Here is a 13,594-nt window from a genome sequence, read left to right as displayed (position 1 = left end):
CCCCCGCCCGCCAGCAACTCCACGGAGAACCGTTCCATGCACGACCTGCACATCGACCTCGCCACTGGCCAGCAGGAGATGATCACCACCGCCACCAGCGCAGCAAGGTATGACGTTGGACCGTCCAAGAGCCGGTCCAACGCGAACACCTCCGCCCCGGGGGTGGCGGAGGACCTCGGGTACCAGGGGGTGCCCGAGGAGGAGACGCCCACCGATGCAGCCGAGCAGCCACCCGCCTGTTCCGTCACCGCCGAAGACACGCTGCGTCGTATCGCTCGCCGCCGTACCCGCGAAGACGTCCAGCGCAAAGAGCGTGTCGACGTCCGCTACAGCGTTGATGAGAAGACCCGGATCGTCACCCGCGCCAATGAGATGGGCATCGCCGGCGCCCACCTCGTCGGCGCCGTGATCACGGCCTACCTCGACGGCGATCTCACCGTGGAGCTGGCCGGGCAGCGCACCCAGCTCGATGACTCCCTCGACAAGCTCGACGCCCTGCGAGCCGAGGTCGCCCGCATCGGCAACAACGTCAACCAGATCGCCCACCGCCTCAACGCCGGAGGCGATCCACACTCTGTGGACACCGCCGTCCTCACCCAGACCGAGCGCACCCTGGACACCGTCCGCGCCGCCATTGGCGACATCGCGCAGACCATGAACCACGCCGTCTCCGCTAAGGCGGCCTGGTGATCGCCAAGATCAGTAGCGGCAAGGACACCGTCGGCCTGATCCGGTACCTGTTCGACACCAAGAAGGCCAAGGACCACACCGACCCGCACCTGGTCGCTTCCTGGGACGGCTTCGCACCCGACCCAGGCCGCGCCGACGACTTCGACGCCACAAAGAAACGCCTCGTGGCCGACCTCGACCTGCGGGTCAAGCAAGCCCGCCGACTGGGCCGGGCGCCCGAGCGGCACACATGGCACTGCTCCGTACGTGCCGCCCCGGGCGACCGGCACCTCACCCACGCCGAGTGGGCCGACATCGCGCGGCGCGTTGTGGCAGCCACCGGCATCGCACCCGAAGGCGACCCCGACGGGTGCCGGTGGGTCGCCGTCCGCCACGCCGACGACCACATCCACATCGCCGCCACCAAGGTCCGCGGTGACCTGCGCACCGCCCGCCACTGGAACGACTACCTGAAGGCCGACAAGGAACTCGCCGCCATCGAGAAGGAATACGGCCTGAAGCAGGTCGTGCGCGGCGACCGCACCGCCGCCAAGCGCCCCACCCGCGCCGAGATGGAGAAGGCCCGCCGCGCCGGGAAGAGCAAGACCTCCCGCGAGCGCCTGCGCACCACCGTCCGCCAGCTGATGTCCATCGCCACCAGCCCGGAGGAATTCCTCCACCTGCTCGACGGCGTCGAAGGCGTCCTCGTCGATGTCCAGCGCTTTCCCTCCGGCGACGTACGCGGGTACAAGGTCGCCGTAGAAAGCGATACCAACGGCGCCGGGGAGCCGATCTGGTTCTCCGGTGCCGAACTCGCCCCTGACCTGTCCTTCCCCAAGATCCGCGAACGCCTCACCGCCATCGACACCGCGCCCGCCACCGAGCCGGGCAGCCGGCGCAGGCCCGACCCCTGGCACCAGGCCACTGCAGCGGCCGAGCGCATCCCCCACCGCCTCGACCACGGCAACGACGAAGCCGCCCAGGCCCACATCGCGGCCTTCGGCGAAGCCATCGACGTCCTGCCGCTGCTCGCCCCCAGCCACCTGCGGCCGCAGCTGCAACAGGCCGCAACCGCCTTCGAACGCGCCACCCGCTCCCGCATCCGCGCCCAGCAGGACCAGGCCCGCGCCCTGCGCGGCGCGGTCCGGGCCCTGCGCACCGCGCCGGTCACCGGGGACGGTTCCGGGCTGGCGATGTTCCTCGACATTGCCGTCCTGGTTGTCGTCGCCACCGCCCGCTGGCACCAGGCCCGCCAGCACGACCAGCAGGTCGCCGCCGCCCATCAGACCCTGCTCCACCTCCAGGCCGCCTATCAACAGGCCGCCGCCGGGCCGCTGGCCGCCTTGGCCCAGCGCAAGCCACCGGCCCGCGCCATGGAACGGCACGCCCAGCGCATCCTCGTGGCCGTGTCCGACTACGCCCAGCAGGTCCTCGACGACCCCGCCTGGCCGGCACTGGCCGCCGCCCTGACCGAAGCCGAGAACGCCGGCCACGACCCCGAACAGCTCCTCCAGCATGCCGTCCGCCAGCGCACCCTGGACGACGCGCGCTCCACCGCCGGCACCCTCACCTGGCGCATCCAGCGCCTCGCCGCCCGGCAAGCCCCAAGCGCCCGAGCACGAGCCGCCCAAGTTCGAGCTACCGCCCCAGCAGGGCCGACACGGACCGCCCCTTCCCCGACAGGGCCGTCGCCGCAGCCTGGCCCCACCGCACAACCGACCCGGCGACGCTGAACCCGTGGGGCAAGAGGCGGGGTGCGCGAGGCACACCACCAGCACGCGTTCGCCACACCGCGTTGATCAACGCCGTCGGCTGGTCTCAGATCTCAGCCTGCACGAGGGAGAGGTGGAGGGCGAAAACGCCGAGCGCTTCCTTCTCGGGCGGGTAGATGTTGCGGATCGCGGTGACGAGCTCGTCGTGGCTCATGTCCGGCCCGCCGATCGCGGCGGCGTCCTCGGCGTCGAGCATCGCGGCGAAAGATCCGTACTCCTTCACCGCGTCGACGCGGGTGGTCAGGGTGTCGTCGCCGCAGGTGAACTGAAGGATGTCGCCGACAGCGATCTTGCGGATTTTGGGGTAGCCGACGCGGACCTCGATGGTCTTGGCGCCGGAGGCGACCAGGTCGAAATACGGCTTGCGGATGGTGAGGGTGTGCTCGCCGGGCTGCGGCTGGGTGGTCGTCATCACGGCATCCATCACTTTCCGGGAGAGGGAACTGAGGCCAGAGCCGGCCGTGCAGCCGCGTCGACAGCCGCCAGGCGTTCACGGAGACCTTCGACCGCAGCCTGGCGAGGGTAGCGGCGGGTCAAGAAAGTAGTGAGGTCACCGGCCCGGTGGCGGACGGAGTCGACAACGCGGGCGGAGTCGAGGGCTTGGTGACCGAGGGCGACGGCGTCGTCGGGGTCACCGAGCTGGGCATGCGCCAGGGCCAGGTCGATACGGGCGATGGCCTCCCGGCTCGGGGACCTCGATGCCTCGGGGGCCGCCTCGTACGTTGCCAGCGCCCGTTCGGCATGCTGCCGGGCCTGGTCCGCCTGGCCGAGCCAGATGCACGACGTTGCCGGATACGAGGTGAGGGCATAGTCGGCCAGCGGCAGCACGTCCATGCCGAAGCGCCGGGGTGAGCGGGGTGGCAGGAGCCGATGGGCGTCCTCGGCGGCGTGGAAGGCGGCGGCGAAGCCCTCCGCGTCGCCGTCCGCAGCTGCTGCGCGGGCGGCCTGGGCATGCAGCCGTACGGTCAGCGGATGTCCGGCCGGGGCCTCGGCAAGGCCCTTGAGGGCAGCATCACGGGCCCGGCCGGGCCGTTGTTCGTACAGGTTGATGGAGGCGGCAGCGTCCATGGCCCACGCGCACAGCTGGCCGTGTCCGGCCTGCTGGCCGTGGACGAAGGCGTCGGTGGCGAACGCCAGGCCGGTACGGGCGTCCCCGAGGTCGTGGGCGAGCCAGGCCAAGAGCTCGGACAGCCATCCGGCGAACGCCAGCAGTTCGCGTTCCTGGCGGTGTGTGCGCTTGGCCTTCAGCAGGCCATCGACCTTGCGCCGGTAGTCCATCACCGCGTCGAAGACCAGCTTGGGCGGCCTGAGCGAGTAGGCGTGGTTGAACTCGGTGACCGCGAGGTCGAGGTGGTCGAGGGTGCCGGAGCCGAGCGAGGTGGCCTCGGCCTGCCGGGTGAACTCCATGGCTTCGGCGGCGGCTTGTTCCAGGATCTGGGCTGCGGCTGCCGGGGCCGCGAAGGCCAGTCCGGCAAGTTTCACCGCGTCGCGACGCTTCGTCTCCGCCACCTCCGCCCCGTTGACTGGGCTGGTTCCCCCGGCACTTGCCGGTTCCGTCGGGAGTGTCGCATTCACCGTCGTCCCGCTCCAAAGTGGATCAGCTGGAGGGGGCGAGTAGTCACGGGCGAAGCCCAACAGCACGGGGTTAGTGGCGAATAGCCGGCACAGCAGGTCCTGGTAGTCGGGGCTGGGCAGGACGCCGGCCTCCCAGTCCTTCCAGGAGCGTTCGGACAACCCGACCTTGGCCAGGTTCTCGGCTTCGACGAGCCGATGAGCTGCCGCCACAGCCTGGATGACGGTCCAGCCCATCGCCAGGCGACGGCATTTGAGGAGCCGGTGGCCGCAGTGGGCCTCGATCTCTGCGGCAATGGCCGCGACGAGGCCCGGTGGCACGGGGTTGGGAGATCCGGCACGGCCGAGGGCCCGTTCACGCAGGGCCCGGCCGCAGGAGACGTCGTGGACCGGTTGAGATCTCTCCGCCGTCTCGGCTCTCACGGGCCGCCTCCCCGGGGGCACGCGGGCGCGCCGGTTGCGCCGCTGGTGCTGACGAAGATTGCTTGCCTGTTCCACACAGCGGTCAAACCTCTGTTCCAGGGCGGCCCGGCCGCCTGTCATGGGCGACGTCATCGCCCACGCAGGGCGGATGCCTCTCACTACCTGCAAGGACGTCGTCGGACCACTCTGAACCTCGGCGCCGCGTCCGGCCGACGGGGCCCCTTCACCTCCGGCTGGCTCCTTGCAGGTGAACCAGGGGCATCCGGCCGGACGCGTCGCGCCTTCCACCCCTGTCCCCACCGCCTCGGCCTGCTCGGGCGGCACATCGAGAGGGAACCCATGGAAGACGAAGCGCGACCGACGCACGCCCTGGCGGGGCAGGTCGCCCAGCTGGAGCGGCTGGACGCCTCGCTGATCGAGCGGCTGCGGCACGAGGCCCTGACCGCCTCGGCCTCCTGGAGGGCCGAATACGGCGACTACCAGTCCGGTGGCTGGTGGACGACCTCGCTGATGAACGCCTCCGGCGACGCCGGCGACGTTCGGATCGGCGACTGCACCGCCCGCCCCACCACCCTGCTGCAGCACATGCCGATCACCGCCGGCCTGCTGGCCGACCTCGGCCTCTCCTACATGTGGGTACGGCTGGCGCGGCTGGAGGCCAACGCGTTCCTCTGGGAACACCGGGACTACGACGAACTCGACCAGGTCGAACGTCACCGCCTCCACATCCCGCTGCACACCAACTCCTCGGCGTTCCTCGTCACCGGCGGGACCAAGGTCCACATGGCCGGCGGACGCATCTGGCGGCTGACCCCGACGTACGCGCACGGGGTCTGCAATCTGCTCGGACCGGACCGGATCCATCTGATCGCCGACGTCTACGCCGACGACGCGTACGACCGCCTGGCCGGACGTGCCGATGCGCCGGAAACCGCCGAGCGGCTGCCGACTGCAACGGAGGCGGTGCTGACGGAGCGGTTCGCCGCGGCCCGGCGCCTGGCCGACCTCGGTTACATCGACGCGGCCGAACAGCTCCTGCTCCGGCTGTTCTACTGCGTCGCCCTGCCCGAGGGCACCGTCTACGACCTGATCGCCGACCTCCACACCGGCCGAGGCGATGCCGAGTCCTGCCGCCGCTGGACCGTGGCGAAGTCCAAGCTCCTCGCGCTCGCGGCCCCCTGACGTACGCCCCCCCTTCAACACGCCAACCTGGCATGGAAGGAATGCGCATGCCCACCGCTCTGCCCACGGCGCCGGCCGAACTGCAACTGGTCGAACTCGCCGAAGCCAACCGTCCCGCCCAGCTGCCGCTGCTGACCCGCATCTGCGAGATGCTGGCCGCCTCACCGGCCGTCACGCACCTGCTGGTGCGCGGCTCGCTCGCGTCCGGCACCGCCGACCGCCTCTCGGACGTGGACTTCGTCGTCGGGATCCACGACCGCGACCTGTCCACCTTCACCCAGTCCCTGGACGACCTGATGACGGTCGCGGGCGGAGCCCTGCTGCCCGGCTGGCGCGACACCATCGTCGCGGACCTGGGCGGCATCGGCTTCGTCTTCCTCGTCCAGCACGAGGGCAAACTGCAGCAGGTCGACCTCTACCTCTGCCCTGCCTCGCAGATCAGCCTCCTGCGGCGGAAGGTCGCCGGGAAACTGCTGCTCGAACGCCCGCCGGCCGAGATCACCACCGCCCAGATCACGCAGGCCCGGATCCACATCACCGAGACGCTGTCCCGCCCGAGGTCGTGCACCGAGCTGCTGATCGAGCACCTGGTGCTGGCGGTACTGCTGCACAAACGCATCCGGCGCGGGCAGCGGTTCGTCGCCTACGCCGAGTGGCACATGCTGCACACCGCGACGAAGGACCTGATCAAGGCCGCGCTCGCGCCGGCGTCGAGTTTCTGGGGTTGGTACCAGCTGCGCGAGGAGATCGCGATCACCCCGATCGGCCGGTCCTGCCTGGCCGAGCTGGACGCGGCCATCACCTCCCCGGCCGTCCCGACGACCGACGACGTGAACGCCGCCCTGGACCGGGTGATCCAGCTGACCCAGCGGGCCTGCCCGAACGCCCTCGACGGCCTCACGGACGCGATCACCGCCTACCGCACCTACCTGGAGCTGGCGTGAAGCGCCAGAGCCGCCGCCCCGTCCCGGCCACAGGCCGGGACGGGGCCCGCGGCCGGCAGACGACGGCGGTGTTCTTCGGCGGAGTCGTCCCCGCCTCGCCGGACGAGGAACGCCTGGCCGAAGAAGTCGGCATGGCCCTGGCCGGGGCCGGCTTCACCCTCCTGCATGGCGGCTACAACGGGCTGATGGAGGCCGCCGCCCGCGGAGCCGCCTCCAAGGGCGGCACGGTCACCGCGGTCACCCTGGCGGACAAGCACGACGAGTGGGGCGCCTTCAACCCGTACGTCACTTCCGACGTCCGCCTGCCCGACATCGGAACCCGCCTCAACCACTACCTCGACCACGCGGACCTGGTGGTCGCGATGGGTGGGGGCGTCGGCACCCTGCACGAGCTGACGGCCGCGGTCTACTACGCGGGCAACGTCCGCCCCGTTCCCGTTTGGATCACCGGCCCCACCGCGCTCGGGCTCCTGGCCTACCTCCGACGAGAGAAGTGGCTGTTCGAGGCTGAGACCCGCCCCCTGGGCTTCCTCCGCCCCATCGCTTCGGCTGCCGCGTTCGCCGTACAGCTTCACGACCTGATCCCGCTGGGGGAGGCAGAGGCATGACCACCAGCACGACCTCCCTGGCTGCCCGGCTCGCCGCCACGGCGTGTGTCACCGACGCCTTCGCGCTCGCGGACGGGCAAGTGCTGGACTCGTACTTCGACGAGTACCGCCTGGCCGCCGACCCGCAGCTGCTGCACGACGTCGCCGACGCCATGTCCGTCCTCGTTCCCGAAGGCGCCCAGGTATTGGCCGGCGTCGAGCTCGGCGGCGTCCCGCTGGTCGTCGCCTTGTCGGCGGCCACCGGCCTGCCGGCCGCATTCCTGCGCCGGACGCCGAAACGCTACGGCTCCAAGCAGCAGGTCGAAGGCGCCGCTGTCGGCGGGCGGCGGGTCGTCCTGGTCGACGACGTGGTCCGCTCCGGCGGCCAGCTCCTGGCCATGGCCCGGATGCTGAGGGTCACCGGAGCGCACGTCGCCGACGCGCTGTGCGTCCTTGAGCGCCCGCTGGGCGGGCGGCTGCTGCTGAACGAGCACGGCGTCACCCTCGGTTCGCTTCTGCTTGAGAGCGACCTGACCACAAGTGCCGGGGCAGCCTCATGAAGCTGGCGGTGCTGTTCGACATGGACGGAGTGCTCCTGGACAGCAAGGCCGCGATGCTGGCCACGCTGGCAGGTGTCGCGACCGCCGCCCTTGGCCGCCGCATCACGGTTGCCGACCTGCCGCCGGACGCAGTGACGACCCCGCGCGTCGAAGTGCTGGCCAGGCTCGGAGTCCCCAACCCGGACGAGCTCTGCGAGGTCTGGTGGAACCCGGCCCTGGCCACTGCCGCCGGTACCGCTCTGTTCCCTGGCGTCGTCGAGGGAATCACCGCGCTACGGGCCGCCGGCGCCGCCACCGGCCTCGTCACCCTCCAGACCCGGGACCGGCTGCCCTGGCTGCTGTCACCAGACGTCCTCGCGCTGATGGACACCACCGTCTGCCGGGAGGACGCCGAACCCAAGCCCGCCCCTGACGGCATCCTTCTGGCCCTGGCCCGGCTGGGCTCCAGCCCGAAGGCGGCCCTGTTCGTCGGCGACACCCTCACCGACCACACTGCGGCCTTCGAAGCCGGTGTCGCCTTCGCGGGCGCCGGCTGGGGATACGCCGGCGCCCGTGCACTCACCGCCGCCGGCGCCCGGGTCGTCCTGATCCACCCCTCGCAGATCGGCGCCACCCTGCTGGACCTGATCCCCGGCAGCCGGCCCCCACTACAAGTGACCATGACATCGCATTAAGCGATCTTGACGTCCGACCCGCTACAGTCGGTGGTGCAGCAGACCATGCCTTCTGTCATGGCGGTCTGCTGCACCACCTGCATGATCAACGGATCTGGAGTCATGGTTTACACCGTGGGGGCGCGAGCTATCTGCGTCGAGCTGGAGAACTGAGAACCCTCTCAGTCCCTGTTCTCGGCCCGGCTCGGCGTGTGATCTTCCCCCACCTTTCACGACTCTCCCGTGAGGCCAAGCCGCCATGCGCTCGACGCAGATCCGCAAGACCTTCACCGACTTCTTCACCTCCCACGGCCACCAGCTCGTCCCGTCCAGCCCGCTGGTCCCGGACGACCCCACCCTGCTGCTGGCCAACGCCGGGATGAACCAGTTCAAGCCGTACTTCCTCGGCGAGACCACCCCGCCGTTCCCGCGCGCCACCAGCATCCAGAAGTGCGCGCGCACCTCGGACATCGACAACGTCGGCCGCACCAACCGGCACGCCACGTTCTTCGAGATGATGGGCAACTTCTCCTTCGGCGACTATTTCAAGGAAGACGCCATCGCCTTCGCCTGGGAACTCCTCACCCAGGGATACGGGCTGGAGAAGGACAAGCTCTGGATCACCGTCTACGAGGACGACGACGAGGCCGAGCACATCTGGCGCCGCATCGGCGTTCCCGCCAGTCGCATCCAACGGCTCGGCATGGAGGACAACTACTGGTCCATGGGCGTCCCCGGACCCTGCGGGCCCTGCTCTGAGGTCAACTACGACCGCGGCCCCGCCTTCGGCAAGGAAGGCGGCCCTGCCATCGACGGCGAACGATACGTCGAGATCTGGAATCTGGTCTTCATGCAGTTCCAGCGCGGCGAGGGCGACAAGAAGGGCAACTTCCCCATCCTCGGCGAGCTCGCCCGCAAGGGCGTCGACACCGGCCTCGGCCTGGACCGGCTCGCCGCGATCCTCCAGGACGCGCAGAACGTCTGCACCACCGACCTGCTGCTGCCGACCATGCACACCGTCCAGGATCTCGCCGGCCGCGCGATGCCCGACGAGGGCGAGGGGTGTTCACGAGAGGGCCTGACGTGCAGTGATTCAGCCCCATGAAGATCGTTCCCCACCCCGCTGTAGATCACTTCCCATTCCTCCGGGGTCCAGAGAGCGGCGAACGCGGCGATGGGCCGCACAGGAATCCGTGCGGCCCATCGCCGTCCAAGCCGTACGGCCCAGCTCGGTGGTCACGTTGCGTTGCCGACCACCGGTCCCACCAAGAGCACAGTCAGCTGCTGTTGGTGCGGTGGTGGGTTGCTCGCTGAAGCCGACCGAGGTGGACGGCCTGCGTGATGCCCATTCCCCAGAAGGCGGCCGTGACCCATGCCGGTATCGCCTGCGCATCGGATCCGCCCAACAGCATCTGGATGAGCACCACGGCCGCGACTCCGGGCAGCAGCGCCAAGGCGTCCGTGAAGGCTTCCAGGCGGGCCATGCGGCTGCGCACTCCTCGGTGCGTGAGATACACGTCCAGGCCCAGGGAGGCTGTGCAGAACACTGCAACGCCTGTCCATAACCACCAGTTCACAGGAAACACCCCTTCTGCTGCCGCGTTCTCCGTCATGATGGCAGAGGTGCAGGCTGTGTTAGTCGCAGCCGTTGCTGTAGACGCCCGGGATGAAGATGCCGGCGGCGAACTTGATCTTCAGGCAGTAGCCGTCGCCGCGGGCTTCGACGGCCTTGGCCGAGACCAGCGCGGCGTTGACCGAGTACAGCGCGTTCAGGGGCGGCGGCAGGAATTTCGTGGATATGGCTGCGGTCGCTCCGTAGATGGCGATGTTCTTCGTCTCGGACTTGGTGAAGTATGCGGTGCCGGTGACGTTGCCCCAGGTGATCTTGGGGTCGGCCACGACGGGGAAGGCCGTGTCCTTGTTGGTCTCGATGTGCTGGGTGAGCGTGTTGCCCTCGAGCTTGTAGCTGGTGGCGACGGGCTTGCCGTTCGCGTCCTTGGCCCAGGGAGCCTCGATGGCGCCGACCATGACGCTCTTGCCGCCCGCTGTGGTGCGGGAGACGTGGTATCCACCGTCGGCGTCGGGCAGGACCAGGGCGCCCTCGGGGAGGTTGAGGGCGAAGCGCTGGTCCGTGGACGCGGCCGAGTCCTTGAGGGTGACCAGGGTGCGGGCACCACCGTCGACGGTGGGCTGGACGGCGAGGTCGGTGGACCGGGCGACACCGGAGTAGACGACAGTGCCGGCACCGGCCTTGACGCCGGCAACGCTCTTGGCGTTCTCCAACTGCAGGCCCAGGGAGGTCCCGTCCGCCGCGGCCGCCTTGACCTGTCCGGCGGAAGAGGCGGGGCGGTGACCGTGATGCGGCCCGCTTCAGTGCTGGTGGTGGCCTGAGCCGCGGCTCCGGCAGACGCCGTGGAAGAGGCAACGTCGTTGGTCCCGCTCGCCTTCTCCACGACCGAGACAGCACGTGCAGTGTCGTTGGGGGCGCCGTCGGCAAAGGCGGGCGACGCCGAACCCACGAGGGCCAAGGCAGCCACGAGGGACGCAGCAGACATCACACTGTTAAGAGCAGATCTACGAACCATGCGCACAAGCCACTCCAAGAATCGAGATGACAGCCTGGGTCGGCAGAAGGTGCGGCCCGGCTGCGTTAGCGATCAAGAAACTAGATGGCCGACGCAATCAGCCCAAGTGCCGTACCGCAGTACAGGCCATTTGGGGACCCCTGCTCACGTGGGCAATCCACCCAACGGACCCAGGTCTTCCGCATCGGGGCTCGCGCGTCGACGCCTCCGCCTCCGGGCAACCCGCATGCACCTCCGCGCAGTTGCCGTCTCGGTCAGCTCTTCCAGGAAGGCCGCGTCTCGATCAGGCGTGACGAACGGAAAGCAATCACAGTGCGACCGAAAGTAACTGCATGGCCAAGAATGCCCTCTTGCCGCGCCGAGCTCCGCCAGACAACGGAACTCAGGGCGGCCGGCGACGGACCGGGCCTGCCAGTACGCCCCGGCCGACGACTGTCGCCTCCGAACAGTGCCGCCGGGAGTGGGACCCGGGTGCTCAGGAACCGGGAGCGGGAGGTGGTTCCTTCACCCAGGTCAGCGTCGCCGATCGCAGGACGAAGCGAGCCCTGGGGTTGCAAGGGCAACAGATCCGACCTGCATGGCGTGATCTTCACCAGTCCACGCACGGACGGTAACGAGCGGAGCTTGAGCCGTTGTTGTCGTTTGGGATCTTTGGCGATCAGCCCCTGCGATCTTGGACGGGCTCCCCTACGGCGTGGGTGGGGTTCCGGCTGCCCTGAGGCAGGGCCTCAAGGGGGGCGTTGTCGAGAGAGCGCGTCACCGACGCTTCTTGATCCAGGTGATCAAGGCCGCGACTCCCAGGGGCACAACAACTGCCGCTTTCGCCGCAAGCTTCGCCGACAACCATCCGGTCCCGGGGGTCAACCAACCCAGCCACCAGGCAAGGGCTGCCAGCAGCCCAGCAGCCACCAGCGCGCCGACTGCGAACAGCACGCTCCGAAGACCGCCGCTGCCTCGTAACTCTCGTTTCCCTTCGCTCATGAGGGCGACTATAGGGGCATGCCGGAATGCTTCATTCCTGGACTGCCCGGTCCGACAGCCGACCGAGGCCGGGCCCGGCCGGCAGGTGTCAGGCTCCGCCACGAAGCGAGCAGCCGCACGTGCGCAGTCGCTACCGCACTGACCACACGAACGAGGTGCATCAGGTCTTCGGATGCGCGGGAACGACATGCCAGGTCTTGCAACTGTCTTGCACAGTTGGCGAATTGGCTGCCAGGTGCGGCTGGCGTTGCCTACGATGGCTGCCGTTGCATGGGCAGCCAGGTATCGGGAGGGAGCGGATGGGCTCCGTCGACACAGATGAGGTAGCCGCGGTACCAGGGCTGCGGGCAGCTGTCGGTTTCTACTCCGGCAAGGTCGGGCGGCTGCTGCAGAGGAAGTCGGAGCTCGAAGCCGAACTCGCCCTTGTCGCCGCGGAGGTGGCGAAGGTATCCGCCACCCGTGACCAGTTGCGTGAGGCGCTTGAGGAGATCCTCGCGGATGCTCCGCCACCCGTGAACGAAGAAACAGCCCCGGACGGCCCCGCGGGGGACGGCTCCCCGCAGACGGAGTCCGGGCCCAATACGGACCCGCCTCCCGGACAACAGGACAGGGCACCGGCCGATGACGATCCACCGCCTCCCCGGACAGAGGTTGCCGCAGGCCAGCGGACCGCGACGGGCGAGTTGATGGAGGCGGTCGAGCGGATTCTGGTGACTGCTGGGCGGTCGATGCCGGTGCGGGACATCACGGAGGCGCTCGGGCGGCCGACCCGGGGGAAGGCAGGGCGGGGGCCCCTCGCGACGGTCCGCGGGACGTGCAAGCGGCTGGTGAAGAACGGCCGGGTCGTCGAGGAGCCGGTGGGCATGTTCGCCGTCGCCAGGGCCAACGGCTCACCGACGAAGGAGGCCGCCTAACGAGAGCCTGTTCATTGGGTGTTCCCTCCCCCTCGGCGGGGGAGGGAACCAGCTCCCTGAGGTGGCACCCTCGTACGGGAGCGCGGCGTGGTCCCGTTCGCAGTGGCTCACGCACTCCCGAGGCTAGAGCAACTGGGCTCGCCTCGGGGGCGCGTGGCCTATTTTGTCGCCCCTTCGGCCGCCGATGCCGGGGGCGGAAGGGCTGTTTTCCATGCGTACGGCGCATTCCTCCCCCGGGCGGGTAGAGGGTGACGGCGAGGAAGTTCTCCAGGCGGGCGACGGTGGCGATGTCGGGCCAGCAGCGGCCGGCGATCAGGTCGGCGATGGCCTGCCGGTTGACTCCCGACCCTTCGGCGGCCCGCCGCAGACTGCGGCCCTGGTCCGCCAGGGTGGTGCGAGGGTGCGGGCGATGTCCTGGACGACGGCGGCGGCGGGGTCGTCGATGAGGGCGTGGGGCCAGGTTTCCGGATCGCGGGCAAGATCGCGCGGCGGCCTGCTGCGGGTCAAACCTCCGACCATGTTGATGCACTCCTCTCGGTGAAGATCGGCTTCGATGCCTTCACCGGCTGCTTGTCCAGCCGATTTGGTTGGACCGTGACGTTGAGCCCTGAGGTTTCCCGGCGGATCCGCGACTACCGTCCCGTCTGCCACACCGGCGGTGGGCGCCGGTCGCCGACCCAGGTCAGAGCGACGGTGGCCGCGGCGGCTCCTGCCACCTGCTACGAGGCGGGGCATCTGCTGCATGTGGTGGG

Annotated in this window: 13 protein-coding genes and 3 pseudogenes; 10 read left to right on the top strand and 6 right to left on the bottom strand. The window is 69.5% G+C overall.

Annotated features, from left to right (window positions below; translation table 11 throughout):
• The first annotated feature begins 36 nt into the window (after window positions 1-36).
• Together mobC and AC230_RS26725 are read left to right on the top strand one after the other, a co-directional pair.
• Window positions 37-690, top strand: a complete 654-nt coding sequence (gene mobC / locus AC230_RS26730) for a plasmid mobilization relaxosome protein MobC (protein ID WP_049718945.1) — start codon at window positions 37-39, stop codon at window positions 688-690.
• Entirely contained in the window at window positions 687-2,402 is a 1,716-nt protein-coding gene (locus AC230_RS26725) for a relaxase/mobilization nuclease domain-containing protein (protein WP_049718944.1), read from the top strand. The genes mobC and AC230_RS26725 overlap by 4 nt, the downstream gene beginning before the upstream one ends.
• Window positions 2,403-2,487: 85 nt before the next feature.
• Here the strand turns inward: AC230_RS26725 and AC230_RS26720 are convergent, their stop codons facing one another.
• Both AC230_RS26720 and AC230_RS26715 read right to left on the bottom strand, forming a co-directional pair.
• Complete coding sequence (locus AC230_RS26720) at window positions 2,488-2,853, bottom strand: ASCH domain-containing protein (protein WP_049719490.1); 366 nt, start codon at window positions 2,851-2,853, stop codon at window positions 2,488-2,490.
• An 11-nt stretch (window positions 2,854-2,864) separates the two neighbouring features.
• Window positions 2,865-4,436, bottom strand: a complete 1,572-nt coding sequence (locus tag AC230_RS26715; RefSeq protein WP_241833382.1) for a tetratricopeptide repeat protein — start codon at window positions 4,434-4,436, stop codon at window positions 2,865-2,867.
• Window positions 4,437-4,775: 339 nt separating this feature from the next.
• On the opposite strand from AC230_RS26715, the gene AC230_RS26710 reads away from it, so the two are divergent.
• The 6 genes and pseudogenes from AC230_RS26710 to AC230_RS26685 form a co-directional block, all read left to right on the top strand.
• The gene (locus tag AC230_RS26710; RefSeq protein WP_049718943.1) at window positions 4,776-5,618 is read left to right on the top strand and encodes an aspartyl/asparaginyl beta-hydroxylase domain-containing protein; all 843 of its coding nucleotides are present in this window, start codon (window positions 4,776-4,778) and stop codon (window positions 5,616-5,618) included.
• A 47-nt stretch (window positions 5,619-5,665) separates the two neighbouring features.
• Complete coding sequence (locus AC230_RS26705; protein WP_049718942.1) at window positions 5,666-6,562, top strand: hypothetical protein; 897 nt, start codon at window positions 5,666-5,668, stop codon at window positions 6,560-6,562.
• Entirely contained in the window at window positions 6,559-7,170 is a 612-nt protein-coding gene (locus AC230_RS26700) for an LOG family protein (RefSeq protein ID WP_078871603.1), read from the top strand. Before AC230_RS26705 ends, AC230_RS26700 begins: the two co-directional genes overlap by 4 nt.
• Window positions 7,167-7,709, top strand: a complete 543-nt coding sequence (locus AC230_RS26695; RefSeq protein WP_049718941.1) for a phosphoribosyltransferase family protein — start codon at window positions 7,167-7,169, stop codon at window positions 7,707-7,709. Before AC230_RS26700 ends, AC230_RS26695 begins: the two co-directional genes overlap by 4 nt.
• Window positions 7,706-8,383 carry an HAD family hydrolase gene (locus tag AC230_RS26690; RefSeq protein WP_049718940.1) on the top strand — a complete coding sequence of 226 codons (678 nt, stop codon included), beginning with the start codon at window positions 7,706-7,708 and terminating at the stop codon, window positions 8,381-8,383. Before AC230_RS26695 ends, AC230_RS26690 begins: the two co-directional genes overlap by 4 nt.
• A 238-nt stretch (window positions 8,384-8,621) precedes the next feature.
• Window positions 8,622-9,404, top strand: a pseudogene (locus tag AC230_RS26685) (alanine--tRNA ligase-related protein); the annotation flags it as partial.
• Between the two features lie 235 nt (window positions 9,405-9,639).
• Here AC230_RS26685 and AC230_RS26680 read toward each other — a convergent pair.
• From AC230_RS26680 to AC230_RS32795, 3 genes are all read right to left on the bottom strand, one after another.
• Window positions 9,640-9,909 carry a hypothetical protein gene (locus AC230_RS26680; protein ID WP_198535367.1) on the bottom strand — a complete coding sequence of 90 codons (270 nt, stop codon included), beginning with the start codon at window positions 9,907-9,909 and terminating at the stop codon, window positions 9,640-9,642.
• Between the two features lie 88 nt (window positions 9,910-9,997).
• Window positions 9,998-10,645 (bottom strand): hypothetical protein, encoded by a 648-nt coding sequence (locus tag AC230_RS30470; protein ID WP_053161395.1) that lies wholly within the window; start codon window positions 10,643-10,645, stop codon window positions 9,998-10,000.
• Between the two features lie 1,058 nt (window positions 10,646-11,703).
• A complete protein-coding gene (locus AC230_RS32795) occupies window positions 11,704-11,928 on the bottom strand; it encodes a hypothetical protein (protein WP_157868467.1) in 225 nt (74 codons plus the stop codon).
• A 299-nt stretch (window positions 11,929-12,227) separates the two neighbouring features.
• Here AC230_RS32795 and AC230_RS34120 point away from each other — a divergent pair, with 299 nt between their 5' ends.
• Window positions 12,228-12,842, top strand: coding sequence for a hypothetical protein (locus AC230_RS34120; protein ID WP_049713962.1), 615 nt, complete (start codon window positions 12,228-12,230; stop codon window positions 12,840-12,842).
• 304 nt (window positions 12,843-13,146) lie between these two features.
• On the opposite strand, the pseudogene AC230_RS34115 reads toward AC230_RS34120, so the two are convergent.
• Window positions 13,147-13,371, bottom strand: a pseudogene (locus AC230_RS34115) (hypothetical protein); the annotation flags it as partial.
• Window positions 13,372-13,379: 8 nt separating this feature from the next.
• Here AC230_RS34115 and AC230_RS33255 point away from each other — a divergent pair.
• Window positions 13,380-13,594 (top strand): annotated as a pseudogene (locus AC230_RS33255) (hypothetical protein); the annotation flags it as partial.

It is taken from the genome of Streptomyces caatingaensis (genome assembly GCF_001187435.1).
GTDB classification, from domain to species: Bacteria; Actinomycetota; Actinomycetes; order Streptomycetales; family Streptomycetaceae; genus Streptomyces; species Streptomyces caatingaensis.
The sequence above is the reverse complement of the archived record's forward strand: the minus strand, read 5'-3'. Positions and strand labels throughout refer to the sequence as shown.